The sequence below is a fragment of the Paracoccus methylarcula genome (assembly GCF_003007735.2).
Taxonomy (GTDB): Bacteria; Pseudomonadota; Alphaproteobacteria; order Rhodobacterales; family Rhodobacteraceae; genus Paracoccus; species Paracoccus methylarcula.
The window spans coordinates 57,853-79,779 of the sequence record NZ_PXNQ02000001.1; the positions used below are offsets into that span (position 1 = coordinate 57,853).

Annotated in this window: 18 protein-coding genes and 1 pseudogene; 11 read left to right on the top strand and 8 right to left on the bottom strand. The window is 61.5% G+C overall.

The window, feature by feature from the left end:
- Position 1 precedes the first annotated feature (1 nt).
- From A7A09_RS00280 to A7A09_RS00295, 4 genes are all read right to left on the bottom strand, one after another.
- Positions 2–1,498 (bottom strand): aldehyde dehydrogenase, encoded by a 1,497-nt coding sequence (locus tag A7A09_RS00280; RefSeq protein WP_106689281.1) that lies wholly within the window; start codon positions 1,496–1,498, stop codon positions 2–4.
- Positions 1,499–1,514: 16 nt separating this feature from the next.
- The gene (locus tag A7A09_RS00285; protein ID WP_106689282.1) at positions 1,515–2,189 is read right to left on the bottom strand and encodes a DUF1028 domain-containing protein; all 675 of its coding nucleotides are present in this window, start codon (positions 2,187–2,189) and stop codon (positions 1,515–1,517) included.
- Positions 2,190–2,193: 4 nt separating this feature from the next.
- The gene (locus A7A09_RS00290) at positions 2,194–2,610 is read right to left on the bottom strand and encodes a RidA family protein (protein WP_106689999.1); all 417 of its coding nucleotides are present in this window, start codon (positions 2,608–2,610) and stop codon (positions 2,194–2,196) included.
- Between the two features lie 105 nt (positions 2,611–2,715).
- Positions 2,716–4,002, bottom strand: a complete 1,287-nt coding sequence (locus A7A09_RS00295; protein WP_106689283.1) for a flavin-containing monooxygenase — start codon at positions 4,000–4,002, stop codon at positions 2,716–2,718.
- Between the two features lie 369 nt (positions 4,003–4,371).
- On the opposite strand from A7A09_RS00295, the pseudogene A7A09_RS00300 reads away from it, so the two are divergent.
- Positions 4,372–4,536 (top strand): annotated as a pseudogene (locus tag A7A09_RS00300) (phosphate acyltransferase); the annotation flags it as partial.
- Between the two features lie 18 nt (positions 4,537–4,554).
- On the opposite strand, the gene A7A09_RS21945 reads toward A7A09_RS00300, so the two are convergent.
- The 3 genes from A7A09_RS21945 to A7A09_RS00315 are packed head-to-tail and all read right to left on the bottom strand — an operon-like array spanning position 4,555 to position 7,104.
- On the bottom strand, positions 4,555–4,860 hold the full coding sequence (locus A7A09_RS21945; RefSeq protein ID WP_170166976.1) for a GTP-binding protein: 306 nt from the start codon (positions 4,858–4,860) through the stop codon (positions 4,555–4,557).
- Complete coding sequence (locus tag A7A09_RS00310) at positions 4,808–5,464, bottom strand: CobW family GTP-binding protein (RefSeq protein WP_170166977.1); 657 nt, start codon at positions 5,462–5,464, stop codon at positions 4,808–4,810. The genes A7A09_RS21945 and A7A09_RS00310 overlap by 53 nt, the downstream gene beginning before the upstream one ends.
- Positions 5,464–7,104, bottom strand: a complete 1,641-nt coding sequence (locus tag A7A09_RS00315; RefSeq protein ID WP_106689288.1) for an amidohydrolase — start codon at positions 7,102–7,104, stop codon at positions 5,464–5,466. Before A7A09_RS00315 ends, A7A09_RS00310 begins: the two co-directional genes overlap by 1 nt.
- A 113-nt stretch (positions 7,105–7,217) precedes the next feature.
- On the opposite strand from A7A09_RS00315, the gene A7A09_RS00320 reads away from it, so the two are divergent.
- The 6 genes from A7A09_RS00320 to A7A09_RS00345 all read left to right on the top strand — a co-directional run bounded on the left by A7A09_RS00320 (position 7,218) and on the right by A7A09_RS00345 (position 13,784).
- A complete protein-coding gene (locus A7A09_RS00320; protein WP_170166978.1) occupies positions 7,218–8,153 on the top strand; it encodes a LysR family transcriptional regulator in 936 nt (311 codons plus the stop codon).
- A 114-nt stretch (positions 8,154–8,267) separates the two neighbouring features.
- A complete protein-coding gene (locus A7A09_RS00325) occupies positions 8,268–9,845 on the top strand; it encodes an ABC transporter substrate-binding protein (RefSeq protein ID WP_245999045.1) in 1,578 nt (525 codons plus the stop codon).
- Between the two features lie 78 nt (positions 9,846–9,923).
- Positions 9,924–10,901 carry an ABC transporter permease gene (locus A7A09_RS00330; RefSeq protein WP_245999046.1) on the top strand — a complete coding sequence of 326 codons (978 nt, stop codon included), beginning with the start codon at positions 9,924–9,926 and terminating at the stop codon, positions 10,899–10,901.
- The gene (locus A7A09_RS00335; protein WP_106689294.1) at positions 10,898–11,776 is read left to right on the top strand and encodes an ABC transporter permease; all 879 of its coding nucleotides are present in this window, start codon (positions 10,898–10,900) and stop codon (positions 11,774–11,776) included. Before A7A09_RS00330 ends, A7A09_RS00335 begins: the two co-directional genes overlap by 4 nt.
- Positions 11,776–12,762: an ABC transporter ATP-binding protein gene (locus A7A09_RS00340; protein ID WP_106689296.1), complete on the top strand. Its 987-nt coding sequence runs from the start codon at positions 11,776–11,778 to the stop codon at positions 12,760–12,762. Before A7A09_RS00335 ends, A7A09_RS00340 begins: the two co-directional genes overlap by 1 nt.
- Complete coding sequence (locus A7A09_RS00345; protein WP_245999048.1) at positions 12,762–13,784, top strand: ABC transporter ATP-binding protein; 1,023 nt, start codon at positions 12,762–12,764, stop codon at positions 13,782–13,784. Before A7A09_RS00340 ends, A7A09_RS00345 begins: the two co-directional genes overlap by 1 nt.
- 27 nt (positions 13,785–13,811) lie before the next feature.
- Here the strand turns inward: A7A09_RS00345 and A7A09_RS00350 are convergent, their stop codons facing one another.
- Entirely contained in the window at positions 13,812–14,804 is a 993-nt protein-coding gene (locus tag A7A09_RS00350; protein ID WP_106689300.1) for a substrate-binding domain-containing protein, read from the bottom strand.
- Between the two features lie 253 nt (positions 14,805–15,057).
- On the opposite strand from A7A09_RS00350, the gene A7A09_RS00355 reads away from it, so the two are divergent.
- From A7A09_RS00355 to tssH, 4 genes are all read left to right on the top strand, one after another.
- Positions 15,058–16,392, top strand: a complete 1,335-nt coding sequence (locus tag A7A09_RS00355; RefSeq protein WP_106689302.1) for a uracil-xanthine permease family protein — start codon at positions 15,058–15,060, stop codon at positions 16,390–16,392.
- On the top strand, positions 16,392–17,801 hold the full coding sequence (locus A7A09_RS00360; protein WP_106689303.1) for an amidohydrolase: 1,410 nt from the start codon (positions 16,392–16,394) through the stop codon (positions 17,799–17,801). The genes A7A09_RS00355 and A7A09_RS00360 overlap by 1 nt, the downstream gene beginning before the upstream one ends.
- The gene (locus A7A09_RS00365; RefSeq protein WP_106689305.1) at positions 17,798–18,508 is read left to right on the top strand and encodes a sulfite exporter TauE/SafE family protein; all 711 of its coding nucleotides are present in this window, start codon (positions 17,798–17,800) and stop codon (positions 18,506–18,508) included. Before A7A09_RS00360 ends, A7A09_RS00365 begins: the two co-directional genes overlap by 4 nt.
- 637 nt (positions 18,509–19,145) lie before the next feature.
- On the top strand, positions 19,146–21,875 hold the full coding sequence (tssH, locus tag A7A09_RS00370; protein WP_106689307.1) for a type VI secretion system ATPase TssH: 2,730 nt from the start codon (positions 19,146–19,148) through the stop codon (positions 21,873–21,875).
- Positions 21,876–21,927: the final 52 nt, after the last annotated feature.

Genomic DNA, 21,927 nt, shown 5'->3' on the forward strand with positions numbered 1-21,927 from the left:
ATCAGGTCTTGTACTTGATCCAGGTCGTTTTCAGCGCCGTATATTTATCCAGCGAGTGCAGGGACAGGTCGCGCCCGAAACCGGATTGCTTCATTCCCCCAAAGGGGGTCTGGGCGGATAGCGCGTCAACGGTATTCACCGAAACCGTGCCGACGTGAAGATTTTCTGACACGCGGCAGGCCCGGCTCAGATTGTCGGTCCAGACTGACGCGGCCAGGCCATAGATGGAGTCGTTGGCCATCGAGACCGCTTCCGCCTCGCTGTCGAACGGCAGCACCGATAGAACCGGGCCGAAGATTTCATCCTTCGCCAGCGGATCGTCCTGTCTGACATCGTCGAATATGGTCGGCTGCACGAAACATCCCTTGCCATCGATGCGGACGCGTTCGCCGCCAGTGACCAGCTTGGCGGTAGCCTGTCCCGCTTCGACAAAACGCATGATGGCTTGGGTCTGCCTTTCATCCACGATCGCGCCCATCTTCGATGCCGGGTCGAGCGGATCGCCAGGTTGCATCGCCCGCGCCCGCGCGATCAGCTTTTCCACGAAGGCATCCTTGATCGAGCGTTCGACATATAGCCGCGAATTGGCCGAGCAGACCTCGCCCTGATTGAAGAAGATGCCGAAGGCTGCCATGTCCGCCGCGGCATCGAGATCCTCGCAATCGGCAAAGACGATATTCGGACTTTTGCCGCCGGTTTCGGGCCAGACCTGCTTCAGGTTCGACTGGCCCGAATATTGCATGAACATCTTGCCGGTCGCGGTCGAGCCGGTAAATGCAAGGCAGTCTACATCCATATGCAGCCCCAGTGCCTTGCCGGCGGTTTCGCCAAATCCCGGCACGACATTGAAGACACCGTCGGGAATGCCCGCCTCAGTGGCCAGTTCCGCCAGCCGCAGGGCGGACAGGGGCGATTGTTCGGCTGGCTTGAGGACCACCGAATTGCCCGCGGCCAATGCTGCGGCGGCCTTCCATGTCGCCATGTCCAGCGGAAAATTCCATGGCACCACCGCACCAACGACGCCCACCGGAACGCGACGCACCAGGGCCAGGTCGCCGGGGCCGGTCGGGGCGACCTCGTCGTAAAGCTTGTCGATGGCCTCGGCATACCATTGGAAGAAATGGGCCGATCCGGGCGCGTCGATGGTTGCCGCGTCGGTCACCAGCTTGCCCATGTCGAGGCTGTCCAGCAGCGCCATCTCTTCCAGATTGGTGCGGATCAACTCGGCCAGCTTCAACAGCACGGTCTTGCGGTCGCCGGGGGCCATCCGCGACCAGCGCCCGTCCTCGAAAGCGCGGCGTCCGGCGGCCACCGCCAGGTCGATATCGGCAGAGGCGCACTCGGCCACGGCCGTCAGCACCTCACCCGTAGCCGGGTTGATACTGTCGAAAGTCCTGCCCGATCTGGCATCGACGAATTTTCCGTCGATAAATGCCTGCCCCCGGAAAGAAAGCTGCGCCGCGCGCGATTTCCAGTCCTGATAGCTGAGTTCCTGCATGGCGTTTCCCTTCCTTCTATTCGTCTCCGGGGACGCCATATGACGGAGCGTCGCGCGGATCGAGCGCGCGCTGCACGTAGGCGTCAAGCTGGGGCTTGTAGATCTCCCACGCGGTGGCGACGGCCTCGATGGGGCAATCCTCGGTCCAGTCGCAGCGCAGATCCGCAACTGGCCAACTCACTTTATCGACGATTTTCATTCCTGCCGAATGCACGGGTCCGGCTTCCCCGCCGGCAACCAGCCCGGCGCGCATTGCGGCGATCAGCCGGTCGCCCAGATGACCTGACGAGGAAAGGAAACCCTCGACAATCGCCAGCGGCACGCCGTCATTGGCCAGAAGATTACCGCCCGAAGCGACATTCTCGGCCTGCGCCTGCGTCCATATCCCCAGAGAATTGGGTCCGGAATGGATCGCGGTTCTTCCGTTACGGTCCACGGCCAGAACCTGCCGATATTCGATGAAGCGGCCACGCCTCTGGACCTCGGCGATGGCCGCCTCGGCATCCAGACCATGTTCCATCAGGTCAAGTGCCAGCGGCCCGAGTGTCGGATCGGTGACATTTTGCGAGGCGACGGCGCCCACTCCGGCACGCGCATAAGAGCACCGGGCCGCAACCGCCGGCGAGGAAGACGATATAGCGACGCCGAACATGCCGGTATCGGGACAGCGGGCAACGAGCGAGAAGGTCATCGTCTCACTCCGGGATCACTGCGGTGCCGTCTATCTCGACCAGCCATTCCGGGCGGGCGAGAGCTTGGACCACCAACCCCGTCGAAACCGGATGCACGCCCTTCAGATATTCTCCCATGGTGCGGTAGACGGCTTCGCGGTGGCGCACATCGGTGATGTAGACCACGACCTTGACCAGATGCTCGATGCTGCCACCGGCTTCCTCGATCAGCTGCCTGATATTCTGCATGACCTTGTGCGTCTGTTCGACCGGATCGTGGCTTTCGATGTTCTGCGCGGTGTCCAGATCCTGCGGGCATTGGCCTCGTAACCAGACGATCCTGCCGCCGCTGGTCACGACCGCCTGGCACAGATCATTGTCCAGCGCCTGCTCGGGATAAGTATCCCTGGTGTTGAACTTGCGAATGCGGGTATGGGTCATTCCGATTTCCATTGGTTCTGGCGCGGTGATCGAGATCAGAGTTTCACGGCGCGGGGAATATTCGAAAGTAAAGTCCGACTTGTTCTGACAAGGATGGGCATGATGTCATTTTGCCAGGGCTTGCGCCTCCAGGAATTCTCTTTTGGAGGCGTGATACTCCATGTAGTTTCGTCGGATCGCGATCTGATCCGCCACATGCCTTGCGTCATGCCAGACGCCCCAGATAAAGCTCGAACCGCGTCTCGACTGCCAGGGCAGGCCCAGGAAGTAGACGCCCGGTTCGACCGACACCCCGCGCTGATGCCGGGGCCGGCCTTTGCCGTCGAAGGCATCGATCTTCAACCAGCTGTAATCGGTGACGAAACCCGTGGCCCAGATAATCGAGGTGATACCGGCCGCGGCAAGGTCGAGCTCGCGGATAGGCCGGATCACGCAATCCGGGTCGGGCGCCATTCGGCGGGCTTGGGGCTCTTCGGGCAGGTCGAGGCCGTTACGTTTCACATAGGCGTCGGCCTCATCCAGCAGTGACAGGTAATTGGCGTCGCCATTCGTCAGATTCTCGACCAGATCGGGGGCGAATTTCGCGAGCCCGTCACTATATCCTTCGGTACGGCCCAGCAGGATCATCCCCTGATTGCCCAACTGCCGGAAATCGACGGTATGGCCGCCACGCGCCCCGCTGACCGCGATGGTCACGTGCTCGGTTCCCGGTTGCGGGGCCGGCATGTCCCATTTGCCGAGAACCCCCAGCCACCAGCAGAAATCCCGTCCGCGATAGGCTCTGGGTGGGCGGTCGTGGGGGCCGACCGATAGGTAGGTCTTCTTGCCGGACCGCATCAATTCCTCGGCGATCTGGACCCCGGACGATCCCGCGCCGATGACCAGAACCGCACCTTCGGGAAGCTGTTCCGGGTTGCGATAGGCACTGGAATGCATTTGCGGAATGCCCGGATCCACCGAGAACAGATTCGGGATGACAGGTTTCTGAAAGGGGCCGGTCGCCGCAACGATATTGTTCGCTTCGATCATGCCCTCCGAGGTGGTGGCAGAGAAGCCGGGACGGCCGTCAATCCGGCGAACCTCGGTGACCTCCACGCCACAGCGGATCGGTGCGCCGAATTTTTCCGCATAGGCGACGAAGTAATCGGCGACATCCTCCTTGGCAGCAAAGCCATCGGGATCAATATTCCCGAATGTCATACCGGGGAAACGGTCATGCCAGGCAGGACCGTTGGCGACCAGGGAATCCCACCGTTCCGAACGCCAGCGTTCGGCAATCCTGTAGCGCTCAAGGACGATGTGAGGAATGCCCGCCCGGGTCAGATGTTCGCTCATCGCCACGCCGGCCTGGCCGCCGCCCACGACGAGCGTATCCGTTTTCTCTACTGGCATTTCTGCGTCCTTCTCTGGCTGTTAAAGGACTTCGTCGTGTTCGTCAGAAGTCGTATTCTGGTGTTAAGCTGAAGGTCGCATTACGAAAATTACGATTTCATGCAGCAATGCTTAGGCTGGCCCTAAACGTCCTGAAGGCCTGTTCTAGTGGTTGATTTATAGGCCGGTGCTGTGAATCGGCGTGGAATCCCGACGCGGATAGGCACTACAAGCGTGTTGAAATAACACACGTGACCAGGGCTGCTCTTGGAAGCCGATCCACACCCGGACCTCGTATTCCGGCATGCCGATCTCCCGCGCTTGCTCGAAAGTATGCTGGCAGGTCATGGAACGGGCCTTGCAGGGGAAGAAATGGGGTCAGAGGCAAACGCTTACGGCAATATCGGCTACAAGATCGCAGAGTGCCTTGGCGAGCTGACGGCGCTGGGGCCGATCCTGAAAGAGCTTGCGAAACCGGCAAACGATCTGCTGCGCGGTTGCATCGTTGGGGAAGGCCTCGCCGCAGCCGCGATCACCGCGTTGCAGGCCGGATAACCGGATAGCGCGGGAGGTTCAGGAAACGGGCCTCACCGCTGCTTCAGCATCAGACATTGCGCGATTCAGTCGGGCAGGGTCGAGCCTGCCCTTCAACCCGATACATACCACTCCGACCGGATGATCGCCTGTCGCGGCTTCGACGGAATTGCGATGGCCTACGACATGGAGCAGGGCAAGTCCGGTCCGGGTCGGGACGAAACCCTTGGCGCGGGTAATATCCGGGTCCCCGGCCAGGGCTTGCGCAAGCCCTTCGGCATCCACGAGTCCGTCAGGGGTCAGCAGCAGGCTGGCGAACTGGCCGTGCGGGGCCGGGGTTGGCACATGGCCTCGGGCAGGGACGGGCAAGCGCGATCAGGGCAGAGATCGGCAAGTTCCCGTGTTGCACCGGCAGGATCCGCGCTTTCGGAGCTTTGCCGCGCAACCAGCCGCGCAGATCGTCCAGTTCTTCTTTCGGGGCGAGGTCGGATTTGGTCAGTAATATGATATCGGCCTGCGAAAACTGCCGATGGATCGTGTCACCCAGATAGGGATCCGCTGCGTTCCGGCGGATCTGTTCGGCATCGGCCAGAACAATAACGGCATCGGCCCGCAGACCGTCGACAAGACCCACCGTCGCGATGATCGATGCAGGCAATGCCACACCCGACGCTTCGACAAGTACGTGATCCACGGGCGGATTCATGGATTTGATATCGTCCAATGCTCCGATCAGGTCGCTGCCGAATGCGCAGCAGACACAGCCGCCCGAGATCGAGATCAACCCATCCTCCTGCGCCTCGATCAGTTCCGAGTCGATGGACAATTCGCCGAATTCGTTCACCAGAACGGCAAGGCGCAGGCCATCGTTGTTGCGCAGCAAGTGATTGATAAGCGTGGTTTTACCTGCGCCCAGATAACCGCCGATAACGGTGACGGGAAGTTTCATCAGATATCGGCCGCCGCAAAGACGCGCCCGCCCTGAACGGTTCCCCATACGGATATATCCTTCAGTGCCTCTGCGGGAACCTCTGTCGGATCATCTTCGAGTACCGCGAAATCCGCACGTTTGCCGACCTCGACCGAGCCGATCAGGTGATCCATCTTCATCGTGATCGCCGCGCCTAGCGTGATTGCATGCAGGGCCTGCGCGACCTCTATCCGCTCTTTCTCGCCCTGCACCCGGCCCGAGGCCGTCAATCGGTTGACGGCAGCCCATGCGGTGAACAGGGGGCCAAGCGGCGTCACCGGGGCATCGGAATGGATTGTCATCGGCACATTCGCCTCCAATGCGCTTTTGCAGGCATTCATGCGCTCGGCGCGTTCCGGGCCGACGGTCAGTGCATAATGTTCATCGCCCCAGTAAAAGTGATGGTTGGCGAACAGGTTCACGCACATCCCCAACCGGCCCATCTTGCGGAACTGGGCGGCGGAAGCCAGTTGGCAATGTTGCAGCGTGAAGCGGTGATCGAAATCCGGATGCTTCCGCAGCGCGGCCTCCAGCGTTTCGATGGCCAACTGGGTGGCCTGATCCCCGTTGGTATGGGTATGAACCTGTACCCCGGCGGCCAGAGCCCGTTCGTAGATTTCTGCCAGTTGATCGGGCGCGACATACCACAAGCCGTTCTCCGAGCCGTTGTAATAGCCGGGCCATTGCAGCCGTGCCGAGAAACCCTGAATTGACCCATCGGCGATGACCTTGATCCGGCCCAGGTCAAGCCGCTCGGTGCTGAGCTTTCGCAGCGAAGCCGTGTAATCGACCAGTTCGGCGGGCGACATGCCGAAATTGATCCGGAAAGCGGCAAGACAGACCGGAAAATCCTCTGCATTGGTGACATCGGTAAACAGTTTCACCAGATCATCATTCAGTTGCTGTCCGAGATCCGACGAGGTGGTGACCCCGGCACGGACACAGAGCCTGCCGTAATTCCTCAATCCGTTCGCATCGGCGGCAAGAAAGGCGCGATCCATTCCGACATGCTTGCCTGCTGGCATCATGATCTCGGGACTTTTCAACTCGCCCGTGGGCAGCCCGTCACCGGCCAGCGGGATCCCGGGATGGTCGTTCCCCTGTTTCAGCAGGCCGGCCAGTTCCAGCCCCTTGGTATTGACGTTGAGGATATGACCCGAGGCGTGCATGATCCCCACGGGCCGCGTGGATGATACCCGGTCCAGATCCGCCCGTGTCATGCGCAGGTTATCCATATAGATCGGATCCAGCCCCCAGCCCAGCAGCGGTGCGTCGGGATCGTCCATTCGCGTTTCGGCTTCCTTCAGCCGCGCAACGACCTCGTCGATGGATTTTGCCCCCGGCCAGACCTTGCCGTCAGGATCCATGCGATCGAACCAGCCGACATAGGTGAACTGCCACAATGCGCCTTCCATGCTATGCGCATGCCCCTCGATCAGACCCGGCATCAGGACCTTGTCGGCGAAACGGGTGTCGAGTTCGTATGGCCCCCAGCCTTGCAGCTGTTCGAGCGTACCGGCACCCAGGATACGGCCGTTACGTATCGCGACATGCGAAACAACGGGCTGGTTCGGATTCATCGTGATGATCTTCTTCGCGGCATAAATCTTGGTATTCATCTGCCCTCCCGTCCGGCGATATTTCGAGTCGCAGGAATCGTAGGGCGCTTTCTTATTTCAAAAAAATAGATTTAACTAAGGATAAACCTCTTTTTTATGGTGGAATGAAGCGCATGCTTAATTACACTTTGAAACAGTTGCGCTATGTCGAGGCGGCGGGACGATTGGGGTCCATCTCGAACGCCGCGATCGAACAGGCCATATCGCAAAGCTCGATCACTGCGGCGATTGACGCGCTCGAGGATGGGCTGGGTTACGATCTGTTCATCCGTACGCCCGCAAAAGGGATCCGCACCACGCCCCAGGGGGCCGAAGCCCTGACATTGATCCGGCGCTTCCTGCATCAGAACCGGCACTTCGAGGCCGAGATGCAGTCGGTTTCAGGCGTGACTCGAGGCGCGCTCCGCATCGCATGTTATGCCACTGCCGCCCCTGCTTTCCTGCCAATCATCCTGCGCAGCGTGACGGAAACCTTTCCCGAGATTTCCATCACGGTGCTGGAAGGATCGCTTCACCAGATCATGGATTACGTGAATGACGGCGAAGCCGACCTGGCATTCACCTATGAGCAATATGTCGATCAACGGCACAGGTTCGAACCGCTATTCGATGCTCCGCCCTATGCGATCGTGCCAAGTGACGATCCGATTGCCGGGGCAGGGGTCACGACCCTGAGCGAACTGGCGAAACGCCGATTGGTCTTGCTGGATTTACCGGGAGCGCGGGACTATTACATGAGGCTGTTCGAAGCGGCGGGCCTCAAGCTCGACGTGGCGCATTCGACACGATCTTCAGAGATACTCAGGGCACTGGTCGCGGGTGGTTTCGGCGCGTCGTTCCTCAATATCCGGCCGCTTGATTATCGTGCGGGAGAATCGGGTTACTGTATCGTGCCAATCGCCGATGGCGGGAAGCCACCCACATTCGGTATCGCGACGACCGCTTCGTCCAGCCCGCCGAGATTCGTCAGTGCGTTTATTCAGAACTGCCTTGAACTCAAAGAAAAAAATGCTTTCGCTAATCTCGTGGTCGGTCAATCCACTAAATAATGCAGTATATCCGCTCAATTTATCAATTTTTTGACACAATCTACCTGCGTTAGTCTCCCTCGCAATAACAGATCGCGAATATCGCGACAGTTCATGCAACTGGGAGAACTCGACGTGAATCTGAAACTGAGAAGCTATCTGGCCGCCGCAATGGTCACGGTGCTGGCTTGCGCGCCCGCCATGGCACAGGATGCCCCGAAGCAGGGCGGCACCCTTGTGGTCTCGCTGCCCGGCGGAACACCCCGCTCCTTGAACCCCGCAGTCCAGTCCGGCGTGGCGACCGGCTTTCCGGGGACGCAGCTTTTTGCCGCCCCGCTGCGCTACGATGAGGACTGGACGCCGCAGCCCTACCTGGCCAAAAGCTGGGAGATCAGCGAGGACGGGCTGAAAGTCACCCTGCATCTGCAAGAGAACGCGACCTTCCATGACGGGGAACCGATCACCTCGGAAGATGTGGCCTTCTCGGTCGAGGTCATCAAGGAACATCATCCGTTCAAATCCATGTTCGAACCGGTGACCAGCGTCGATACGCCCGACGAACACACTGCCGTCCTGAACCTGGCGCACCCGCATCCGGCCTTGATGCTGGCGATGTCAGGGCAGCTCATGGCGATCATCCCGAAACATATCTACGGCGACGGGCAGGATCCCAAGAGCCATCCCCGGAACAATCAGGACGTGGTCGGATCCGGACCGTTCAAGCTGGTCGAGTTCAAGCCTGGTGAGCACGTGGTTCTTGAACGTTACGAGGGCTACTGGGAAGAAGGGTTGCCCTATCTGGACCGGATCGTCGCCCGGATCATCAATGACAGCTCGGCGCGCGCCATCGCGCTGCAGAATGGCGAAATCCAGATGGCCACCTTCGAGAATGAGCCGACGATACTGTCCCGCTTGCAGGACGCGGAAGGTCTCAACCTGACAACCGATGGTTATGGCGGCGTCGGACCTATCGATTGGCTGGCCATGAATACCACGCGGGGGCCGCTGAAAGATGTCAAGGTGCGGCAGGCCATCGCCTACGCCATCGACAAGAATTTCATTCTCAATGCGCTTTTGCGCGGAACCGCGACAGAGGCGAGAACCGGTATCCATCCTGACAGCCCGCTCTATAATCCCGATGTGAATGCCTATGAGCTCGACCTCGACAAGGCCAATGCGCTTCTGGACGAGGCGGGGTATCCACTGGAGGGTGGCAAGCGGTTCGAACTGAATATCGAACTGCCCGGTTTCCCCGGCTACAAGGCGCAGACCGAATATGTGAAGGCGGCACTGGCCAAGGTGGGGATCGCGGTGAATGTGCGCTCGCATCCGGATTTCCCGAGCTGGGCCGAGAAAGTGGGCTCGATGGAGTTCGACCTGTCCTTCGACAGCGTCTATAATTGGGGCGATCCGGTGATCGGCGTCAATCGGACCTACCTGTCCTCGAATATCGACAAGGGTATCTGGTCGAATACGCAGGGCTACTCGAACGAGCGCGTGGACGAGCTGCTGAATACCGCCGCGACCGAGAGCGATCCCGAAAAGCGCAAGGCGCTCTACAAGGAGTTCCAGGAGATCGTCGCCGAGGAAGTGCCGATCTACGTCACCAATGCCGTGCCGATGCACACGATCTATGCCGACAAGGTGGGCAATCCGCCCATGGGCATCTGGGCCTCGAGCTCGCCTTACGACAAGGTCTATCTCAAGGACTGACCCGCAATACCAACCCGCCGCGGCCTTCGGGCCGCGGATCGTCCCAGGGCTGTGGCCAACCAGACGGAGGTAGGTAATTTGAACCTGTTGCGTATCACGACGATCCGGCTTTTCTATGCTGTCATCCTGTTGATGGCGGTTCTGCTTCTCAACTTCACCATGATGCATCTCGCGCCCGGAGACGTGGCCGATACCATCGCCCAATCGATGGGAGGTGCGGATGAAGAGGTTCTCGCGCAAATCCGCACCGATTACGGGCTTGATCAGCCATTCCTGGTGCAGCTTGCCCGCTACATGGGCGGCGTGCTGAGCTTTGATCTCGGATATTCCTATTATCACAATGCCCCGGTCACCGATCTGATCCTGCAACGTTTGCCAGCGACATTGCTGTTGGTGTTCACCGCGCAGATATTCGCGTTGCTTCTGGGTGTGGTGCTGGGCGTGATCTCGGCGCGCAAACCGAACGGCATCCTGTCGCATTTCGTGACCTTCTTCGCATTATTCGGATATTCCGCGCCGGTTTTCTGGACCGGGATCCTGTTGCTCATCGCGTTCTCGCTGAAAATCCAGTGGTTCCCGGTGTCCGGAATGCGCGATGTGACGATCAGCGGTGGTTTCTGGGTCCATGCGGTGGATGTCGCCCGGCATATGGTGCTGCCGACACTGACGCTCAGTTCCATCTTCCTGGCGCTCTATTCACGGCTTTCACGGGCAACCATGATGGAAACGCTCGGGTCGGATTACGTGCGCACGGCCAAGGCCAAGGGGCTGACCCAGAGGCAGGTGGTCTACAAGCACGCGCTGAAGAATGCGCTCTCGCCCGTCATCACGCTGGCCGGTCTGCAATTCAGCGCTGTCGTCTCGGGCGCTGTGCTGGTCGAAACGGTCTTTGCATGGCCCGGCCTTGGCACGCTGGCATTCGAGTCGATCCTTGTCCGCGATACTCCGACGATCCTGGGCATCCTGTTCTTTTCGGCACTGATGGTGATCGTCGGCAACCTGCTGACCGATTTCGTCCTGCGCCTTGTCGATCCGAGATTGAGGGCACGCGCATGAGTGACGAAACCTTTCACACACCCGTCGAGAAAGCTCGTTCGCCGCTTGCAGAAGCATGGGAGATGTTTCGGCAGAACCATCTGGCCATGGTTGGGCTGGGTTTGCTGATCCTGATCGTGCTGGGCGCGATATTCGGACCGATCCTTTATCCGACCGATCCATATGAAATGGTTTGGGCGCCGTTCTCGCCACCCGGGGCAGAGGGCTTCCTTCTGGGCACCGATTACCTGGGCCGCGATATCCTCGCGCAGCTTCTGAACGGTGCCCGGGTAACGCTTATCATCGGTCTGGCCGCAGCCTTCGTTACCGTGGTGATCGGCATAACCATCGGCGCGATGGCCGGGTTTTACGGCGGTGCCGTCGAAGAGTTCCTGATGCGCTTCACCGAGTTCTTCCAGGTGCTGCCTACGCTGTTGTTCTCGATGGTGATCGTATCGCTGTTCGGGGCCAGCCTGCCGATGATCACCTTTGCCATCGGCGTGGTCAGCTGGACCGCCGTCGCCCGGATCACCCGCGCCGAGTTCCTGCGGATCCGCGAGATGGACTACGTGATGGCCAGCCGCGCGTCGGGGGCTCCGGGCCTTAAACTGATGTTCACCGTGATCCTGCCCAATTCCCTGCCGCCGATCATCGTGCAATCGGCGCTGATGGTGGGCTCGGCCATCCTGTTCGAAGCCGGGTTGAGCTTTCTCGGTCTGACCGATCCGAATGTTGTCAGCTGGGGGCAGATCATCGGCTCGAACCGGCAATATATCCTCGAAGCGGGATATACCGTCACCATTCCGGGGTTGGCGATCTTCATCACCGTTCTCGCCATCAGTCTTGTTGGTGACGGGTTGAACGATGCGCTGAACCCCAAGCTGAGGAAACGCTGATGGAACCGCTGCTGAAAGTCGAGAATCTTCGCATCGAACTGAAGACCCGAGCCGGAGTCGCGCCGGTGATCGACGATCTGAGCTTCGAGCTGGGGCATGGCGAAAGCATTAGTTTCGTCGGCGAATCCGGCTGCGGTAAATCCATGACTGCGCTCGCTATCATGGGACTGCTGCCCGAGGGGATCGGACGCGTGGCATCGGGCCGGATCCTGTTCGACGGCGAGGATTTGACCGTGGTGTCTGACCGGCGTCTGCGCGATATTCGCGGCAACGAGATCAGCATGATCTTTCAGGAGCCGATGACCTCGCTCAACCCGGTTTACACCGTTGGCGAACAGATCGCCGAGGTGCTGCGCGCGCATCAGAACCTGGGCCAGAAGGCCGCATGGGCCATGGCGACCGAATTGCTGGACGCGGTGCGTATCCCCAATCCCGGACGGCGGATCAATGATTACCCGTTCCAGATGTCCGGTGGTCAGCGTCAGCGGGTCATGATTGCCATCGCGCTTGCCTGCAAACCCAAGATCCTGATCGCGGACGAGCCGACCACCGCGCTTGATGTCACGGTGCAGGCGCAGATCTTTGATCTGCTCCGCGATCTTCGCAGGCAGACCGGCACGTCTATCATCATGATTACCCACGATATGGGCGCCGTCGCCGAAATGGCCGAAAGGATGATCGTGATGTATGCCGGGCGCAAGGCCGAGGAAGGGCCGGTCGCGGATATCATTGCCCATGCGCGGCATCCATATACCCGCGGGCTGATAAGCTGCGTTCCGCATATCGTCGCGAACCTGACCGATGCGCGAGAGGAACTCACCGAGATACCCGGAATCGTGCCGGGACTCGGCGAGTTCGGGCAGGACAGATGCCTGTTCTCGGCACGTTGCCCGCAGGTCACCGACAAATGCCGCAAGGCCCGGCCGGAAACGGCGATATTCGGCGGCCGTCAGGCTTCGGCCTGCTGGCACGCGGAGGAGGTATGATGTCCCAGCTACTCGATGTTCGGAACCTGTCCGTGCGCTTCCCGGTTGGTCGCAAGGGTGCCGGCTGGGGGCAGGTAAGCTACCTGACCGCCGTAGACGATATTTCCTTTACCGTCCGGAAGGGCGAAACGCTTGCCATCGTCGGCGAATCCGGCTCGGGCAAGACCACCGCCGCGCTTGCGATCGCGCAGTTGGTGGGGGGCGAAACCTCTGGCCGGGTGATGCTTGACGGGCAGGACATCATGCCTGCCAATCGCGATCAGCTGCGGGCGATGCGGCGCAGGGTGCAGGTGATCTTTCAGGATCCCTATTCCTCGCTGAACCCCCGCAAGCGCGCCGAGGAGATCGTGCGCGAGCCCTTGGACAACCTGACCGACAAACCTGCGGCGGAAAAGCAGGAGATCGTCGACCGGCTGTTCGAGGCCGTGGGGCTGAGGCCCGAACAGAAACGCCTTTTCCCGCATCAGTTCTCGGGCGGTCAACGCCAGCGTATCGGCATCGCCCGCGCCCTGAGCACTCAGCCGGACGTTATCATCTGCGACGAGCCTGTTTCCGCGCTTGATGTTGCCGTGCAGGCGCAGATCCTGAATCTGCTTCGTCGCTTGCAGTCGGAATTCGGGCTGACCTATGTGTTCATCAGCCATGATCTGGGTGTGGTGCAACATATGTGTGATAGCGTCGCGGTCATGTATATGGGAAAAATCGTCGAACATACCGACCGGCTGTCGCTGTTCAACAATCCGCTGCACCCCTATACCACGGCGCTGCTGTCGGCCGTGCCTTCTGTCGATCCGACCCTGCGCGACCAGAGCAGGCGCATTCTGATTCCGGGCGATCCGCCCGATCCCCTGAACCTGCCGGCGGGCTGCCGTTTCGTATCGCGCTGCCCGGTCGCACAGACCCGCTGTCGGGAACTTGCGCCGGAGCTGACCGGAAACGGCACGGATCATCGCACAGCCTGTCATCTGGTTGACGCGAACCTTGTCTCACCTATGCAATCGGTGAGGGAAGCGGGATTGTAGCCCGTGGTTACTCGCGGGACATCTGGGCTAGCCGCTGGATTGCCGGGCAAGAAGCGTAACCTCGGGCGCATCGATCAGGCTGTCGCGCCCTTCGATGCGGGCGAAAATCATCTCCACGGCGATACTGGCGATCTTGTCCAGATGCAGGTCCACCGCCGTCAGGGGAGGCTGGGCCAGGCGTGCACGCAGCCCGTCATAGCGCGTGGCAAGCCGGATATCCTGCGGCACGCGCCGCCCAAGCCCGGCCAGTGCAGTCAGCGCGCCGGTGGCAAAGGCGTCAACGGTGACCAGCAGACCGTCGAGTTCCTTATGGTCGCGCAGCAACCGGGCGGTCTCGGTTTCGGCCAGTCCCTCGCCACCGCTTTCATCCAGACGCAGCGTGACCGGCTGCATGCCGTGGCCTGCCGCAAAACCGGCATAGGCGGCCTCGGTTTCCTCGTAGGAGGTGCGGCGGCGCTCGCCGGTGATCAACCCGATCCTCCGGCTTCCCGCCTGATGCAGATGGTCCAGAAGCAGCAGGGCGGTTTGCGCCGAGCGTAGATCGACGGCGGGGATATCGTCGCGCCCCGGCACCTTGCCGATCGAGACGATGGGGGTGTAGCGCGCCTCGAAATGAGAGATCAGCGGATCGTCGCGAGTTGGCTCGACGACGATCACCCCGTCGAGGGCGAGGCTGTCGAGATTGCTGCCGGGCGCCAGCGGGGGAACCAGGCACAGCGCCATGTTGCGGGTCAGCGCGGTCATCGCAGCCGAGGCCGCGATCTCCATCAAGAAGCCGAACCGCGAGGCCCCGGCGGCCACCGCGAAGGGCATCGACGAGGCCAGGGCGATGGTGCCGGTGCGGCCGCTGCGCAGCCTCTGGGCGGCCTGGTTGGGGCGATAGCCCATTTCTTCCGCCAGTGCGATGATCCGTTCGCGCGTTGCCGGATCGACTTTTCTCCGCCCACTGAAGGCATGAGAGATGGTCGTCGGCGACACCCCCGCCGCCTTGGCCAGATCGATGATCGTCGGTTTGCGCATGCCTGCCCCTGTTCTGCCCGGCCTTTGCCCAAGCTTTACCGCTCTGCCCGGAAAATCAACAGGCGGGAGAAGATTTCACCAAAACGTTTTGTGCGAATCGGTTTCCGTGCTAGATACAGTCAATGCAAAACGTTTTGCTGCCAATGTGCCGCAAGACGGATTGCATTGGCGGCGCCGGTTGGGTCGGTCAAACTTTCCCGATCGGTGACGTCCAACAAAAACGACGCAACAGGGAATGTTTCGGATGTCTTCAATGGAAACCTCGATTCGGGAAGGCGATCCCGTTGACCAAGTCCTGCCGATGCGCAGCCTGGTTCTTTTCGGGCTCCAGCATGTGCTGGTCATGGCCGCCTCGCCCATCACCGCCGTCTTTCTGGTCGCGCAGACGCTGGGCTTCGATGCCGCTCTGACGGCCAGCGTCATCAGCGCCACCTTCCTGATCTGCGGGCTGGGCTCGATCTTGCAGAGCTTCGGCCCTGGCGGGTTCGGAGCAAAGCTGCCCTTCATCATGGTGCCGGGAGGCGCGCCCATCGCGATCTTCCTCGCCATCGCGACCCAGACCGATATCCAGACCGCGGTGGGCGCGGTGCTGATGACCTCGGTCTTCTATTTCGTCGCGCTGCCGGTCTTTCGGCGGTTGCTGCGTTATTTTCCGCCGATCGTCGTGGGCACCATGCTGCTGCTGGTCGCGGTCAACCTGGTGCGCATCTATGGCGGCACCATCACCGGCAAGCCCGGCGCTGAAAATTTCGCGGCTCCGCTGAATGTCGGGCTGGCACTCGCGACCATCGCGCTGACGGTGCTGTTTGCATGGGGCTTTACCGGCACGTTACGTCGCATCTCGGTGATGCTGGGTCTGGTTGCGGGAACGGTTCTGGCGGCGATATTCGGGCAGATCGACATCTCGAATGTCGCTGACGGGCCGCTGATCGCGGTGCCACAGCTGTTTCCCTTCGGCATGCCCAAATTCGATGTGATCGCCGCGCTGCCCCTGATCGTCTTCTCGATCATCTCGATGGCCGAGGCGACGGGACAGACCATCGCCACCGCCGAGATCGTCGGCCGCCGCGAGAATGCCCATGGCATCGTGCCGAGGACGATCCGAGGCGATGCGGTTGCTTCGCTATTGGGCGGGATGCTGGGCACCTCGCTGATCATCACCTCGGGCGAGAATGTCGGCATCGTTAGGGCAACGAATGTCAAATCGCGTTACGTCACCGCGGCCGCCGGGGTGATCCTGGTCCTGATCGCACTGCTGGCCCCGGTTTCGAGGCTTGCCACGGCTCTGCCCGGACCGGTGATCGGCGGCACGGCGGTAATCGTCTTCGCCATCATCGGCGTGATCGGTATCGACCTGCTGCGCCGGACAGATCTGCGCGAACATGGCGCGATGTTCACGCTGGCCGCCGGGTTGTCGATGGGAATGCTGCCGATCCTCGTGCCCGGCATCTACAGCCAGTTTCCGCAATGGTCGCAGATGATCATCGGCAACGGCCTGGCCGCCGGAACCATCACTGCGGTGCTCGTCAACGCGCTGTTCCAGCATGTCCGCCCGGTCGCGGAACCCACCCCGCAGGAGAACCACTGATGAATGAGCTGCGCGACCTTCTCGCCCGATCCGGCGATCTGCTGGTCTGTCCCGGGCAGATGCTGCTTGAGGAAGGGCCCGCTCCCGGCATGGCGGCGCTGATCCGGGACGGCCGGTTCGCCGAAATCGGCACGGCAGGCGAACTGATCGCCCGGCACCCCGAGGCGCGCCGCGCCGATCTGCCCGGGCATCTGATGATGCCGGGCTTCATCGACAGCCATACGCACCTGACCCAGTCACTCGGCAAATCGCTGGTCTTTGGCGAGCCGTCCGAGATTTTCCGCCGCATCTGGGTGCCGCTGGAAGGCAGCCTGGATCAGCGCATGGTCTATCTGTCCTCCAAACTGGCAGCCCTGGAATGCCTGCGGGGCGGCTTTACCACCGCGGTCGATGCGGGCACCCGTTCGGCGGGGCATCTGGATGCCCTGACGCAGGCGGCGCGGGAAACCGGGATGCGCTCGGTCATCGGGTTGATCTGCAACGATCTGGGCGGCGCGGCGGAGGTTCCGCCGCCCGACCGGATCATCGCCCGCGCGCAGGAACATCTGGCGCGTTTCAACGCTGATCCGCTGATTCACCCGTCGTTGGCGATCTCGATCCCCGAGGCGGGCAGCGACGAGATGCTGGCGCGTATTTCCCGGATGGCTGGCGAGGCGGGGGCGATCTTCCAGACCCATGTGAACGAGCATCTGGTGGCGGTCGAACGGTCGCTGGTCGCCCATGGCCGCCGCCCATTGGAACATCTGGCCGATATCGGGGCACTTGGGCCGCATGTGCTGATCGCGCATGCGACGCTGGTCACGCCGTCCGAACTGAACATCCTGCGCGACACCGGCACGGCGGTTGCCTATAACCCGGTCGCGTCGGTCTGGAAGGGCAATGCCATCGCACCGGCCCTGCAAATGGCGGCCTTGGGCGTTCGTTTCGGACTGGGGACCGACGGCACCCGCGCGGATGGTTTCAGGTTGATGGACGCGGCCGAGACGTTGCAGCGTGCCGGTTGTGGGCTTGCTTCGGGCGACAGTTCCTGCGGTGGCGGCTGGTTGTGGCTGGCGGCCGCGACTGGCATGGCCGCCGATGTCAGCGGGCTCGGTGCTGTTACGGGGTGCATCGCGCCGGGACTGGCCGCCGATTTCCTGCTGATCGATCTGGACCGGCCGGAATTCACTCCTTCGCATGACCTGACCTGGGAACTGGTCCGCTACGGCAATCGCGACCAGATCGACGCGGTTTTCACGGCGGGGCAGTTGCGGTTGTGGCAGGGCTGGCCCATCGGTTGGGACGCCCGCGCATTGCTGGCCGAGATCCGCGAGACCACCGCCGAGGCCATCGCCCGCGCACCGATCACCCGCATTCATCCCACCGCAGAGCGCCACCGCGCCCTGACCAGCCCAAAGGCCGCCTCGTGACATTCAGCCTGTTCCTGCTTCTCTCCAGCGTCGTGTTCGTGGCAGCCTTCATCCAGGGCGCCATCGGCATCGGCTTTGCCCTGATCGTGGCGCCGGTCTTCGGTATCCTGCAACCGGAATTCCTGCCGGTCACACTGCTTATCCTGATGCTGCCGCTGAACTTCCACGTCGCATGGCGGGAGCGCGTGGCGATCGACCGGCCGGGCACCGGCTGGATCACGCTGGGGCGTTTTTTCGGCACATTCGCCGGGCTGTGGATGCTGGCCGCGCTCAGCACTCAGCAGTTGGGGCTGGCGGTCGGCTGGTTCACTATCATCGCCGCCGCCGCCGCATTGGCTGCCCCGCCATTCGATCCGAACCGTCACGCCGCGCTTGGCGTCGGGCTGTTCACCGGCGTTACCGAAACCGCAACCGGTATCGGCGGGCCGCCGCTGGCGCTGCTGTATCAGCATGCGCCGGGGCCGGTGCTGCGCTCGACCGTTGCGACCTGCTTTTTTGTCGGCGAGGTATTCTCGCTGGTCATTCTTGCCGCGATGGGCATGTTCCAGGCCGGTCAGGCCACCGCCGCGCTGATGCTGATGCCTGCCGTGCTGATTGGCAGCGGTCTCTCACGGATGACCCACGCCCATATCAGTGGCCGCGCCCTGCGCTTTGGCGTGCTGATCTTCGCGATCCTCAGCGGCGCCTTCCTGATCCTGAAATCCTGACCTGGGACCCGAACGGTATGTATTTGGTGGTCCAGAATTGGTAGGCACAGCAATAGCAACCGGGCTCCAGCCGCCGCTGGATGAAGGCTCAGGGGCAGGTCAATCGAAGTGAAGGGGCTATGAACCCCTGAATTGTTCACTATAGCCTCGGCTCGACTTTATGATCAATATGCGATCCATCCGGATGCCGATCATCAGGGGATTTATCTGTTGCTATGGTTCGGTGTGGGAGAGGCGATTGCTGATCGCAAGGACGAAACTGCGATGTCTGCACAGGCACTCAAGACTAAAATCAGAGGCCTCCATTCCTGAATATTAGCAGGGTCTTATTGATGCTTTCGTGCTCGACCTGTCGAAATTATCAGTGCAAAATGAAACTTCATCTTGCGCGTAGCGCCGAGATAGGTCCCTGCGTATTCAAGAGGAAGACCGATTTGCAGGGGGGGCAGATGCAACGCTTACGAATTGTCGTAATCAAATTTCAGCCAGCCGATTGTCGCATCAAACGGTTCCTTCCCGAAGTTTCACTAATATTGTCGCATTATAACCGGAACCAATATATTATTAAGAAACGCCGCCCGAGATGAATTCTGACACGAGCCGCCGATAACTGTCGGCGATTCAGGAGGTGTTTCAAATGACCGCACGCGGATCGCAGGCCACCATCAAACGCAAAGAGCTTGTCGGCAAGCTGAATCCGATCTGCCTGAAGGCCTTTTCAGAGGCCGCGCAGGCCGCGAAACGGCGCGGCAATCCCTATGTCGAACTGGTGCATTTCATCACCGCGCTGGCCGATACCGAACGTTCGGATGTGGCGATCCTGCTGGAAGCGGCGGGGGTGGACCGGCACAGGTTCGATGGCGACCTGATGCGGGCCACGGATGCTTTACCGCACGGCGCGGGCTCGGTCGAGGAGTTTTCCGACCATATTTTCCGCGCGATTCAGGAGGCGTGGAATTTCGGTTCGCTGGAATTCGGCGACGACACGGTGCGGTCGGCCTATGTACTGCTCGGGGCATTGCAGGTGCCGGTGCTGGAAGGGCTGTTGTTCAAGATCTGCCTGGAATTCGACAAGCTGGACCCGGCTGCCATGTCGGCGCAACTGGACGATCTGCTGGCGGAATCGCTGGAACGGACCGGCACGGCCAATGACGCGCCGGACAAGCCCGCCAAACCGCGGCCGGGCGGAAAATCGGCGCTGGATCAGTTCGCCACCAACCTGACGGCTCGTGCGCGTGACGGCAAGATGGACCCGGTGGTCGGGCGCGACGCGGAAATCCGGCAGATCGTCGATATCCTGCTGCGCCGCAAGCAGAACAATCCGATCCTGACCGGCGAGGCCGGCGTGGGCAAGACGGCGGTGGTCGAGGGTTTCGCGCAGCGACTGGCCAGGGGCGACGTGCCGCCGCAACTGCGCAATGTCGAATTGCAGATGCTGGATATCGGGCTGATGCAGGCCGGGGCCAGCGTGAAGGGCGAGTTCGAAAAGCGACTGAAATCGGTGATCCAGGAGGTGCAGTCATCCGATGTGCCGATCATCCTGTTCATCGACGAGGCCCATACCCTGATCGGGGCAGGAGGCGCGGCGGGCACGGGCGATGCGGCGAACCTGCTGAAACCGCCCCTGGCACGGGGCGAATTGCGGACCATCGCGGCGACGACATGGGCCGAATACAAGCAGCATATCGAATCCGACCCGGCGCTGACCCGGCGTTTCCAGACGGTAAAGGTCGAGGAACCCGACGAGGCCAAGGCCGTGTTGATGTGCCGGGGCATCGCGGGGGTTCTGGAAAAGCACCACAAGGTCGAATTGCTGGATGAAAGCATCGAGGCGGCGGTCAAGCTGTCGCATCGCTATATTCCCTCGCGGCAATTGCCCGACAAGGCGATCAGCCTGCTGGATACGGCCTGTGCGCGTGTGGCGGTATCGCAGCATGCCACCCCCGCCGAGGTCGAGGATCTGGAACGCCGCGTGGCCGCGTTGCAGATCGAACAGGGCATCATCGAACGCGAGGAGGCCATCGGCATCGAGGTGGCCGAGCGGCAGGCCGAGGTCGTGGCCGCACTGGCAGAGGCGCATCGGGCGCTGGATGCCGCTCGCGAACGGTGGGAGACCGAGAAGGCCCTGGTCGGTGAAATCCTGAACCTGCGGGCGCAATTGCGCAGCGCAGGTGCGCGGGTGGACGAGACCGGCGATATCGGCGATGCAGACGGGATACCGACTGACGGGATCGATGCCGCCGGGGAAGGGGAACCTGCCGAGGGATCGCCCTTTGATCGCGCGGGGGCGCTGGCCGCGCTGAAGGACAAGATGGCCGAACTGATCGCCGCGCAGGGTGAAACGCCGCTGATCCTGCCGGCGGTGGACAAGGCCGCGGTGGCCTCGGTCGTGCAGGACTGGACCGGTATTCCCATGGGCCGGATGCTGGCCAGCCAGACCGAAAAGGCGCTGTCGCTGGCCGCCAACCTGGCCGAGCGCGTCGTCGGTCAGGATCACGCGATGCAGATGATTGCCAACCGTATCCAGACCTCGGCCGCCGGGCTGAAATCGCCCGAAAAGCCGGTGGGCGTCTTCATGCTGTGTGGCCCGTCCGGTGTCGGCAAGACCGAAACCGCGCTGGCCTTGGCCGAACTGATGTATGGCGGTGAGGATAACGTCATCTCGATCAACATGTCCGAGTTCCAGGAGGCTCATACCGTCAGCACGCTGAAGGGCGCGCCGCCGGGCTATGTCGGCTATGGCAAGGGCGGCATCCTGACCGAGGCGGTGCGGCGGCGGCCCTATTCGGTGGTGCTGCTGGACGAGGTCGAAAAGGCGCATCCGGATGTGCACGAGATTTTCTTCCAGGTCTTCGACAAGGGGATGATGGATGACAGCGAGGGCCGCCGGATCGATTTCAAGAACACGCTGATCCTGCTGACGTCGAATGTCGGGTCCGAGGAAATCATGGCAATGACCGACGACGGCAGGACCGCCGCCGATACCGAGGAACTGAACGCGGCGCTGCGCTCGCCCCTGCTTCGGGTCTTTCCGGCGGCACTGCTGGGCCGCGTGGTGACGATCCCCTATTACCCGCTGTCGGATTCCATGATCGAGGCAATTGCCGGGCATAAGCTGCGTGGTTTGGCGCGGCGCCTGGGCGAAGGCTATGGCGCCGAACTGGTCATCGGCGATGGCGCCATGCAGGTCATCAAGGACCGCTGCACCGAAATCGAGTCGGGCGGCCGCATGATCGACGCGATCCTGACCAACACGCTGATGCCGGAATTGAGCCGGCGGATACTGGGCTATCGGCTGGAGGGGAAAGAGTTGCGGAAGGTGGTGGTAAATGGTGGGGAGGGCGGGTTCGAATATATGTTCGAATAGCGCGGCTGCCGCGTCATGGCGACCGTCGGCGCGAAAACAAGGTGAAGGACCT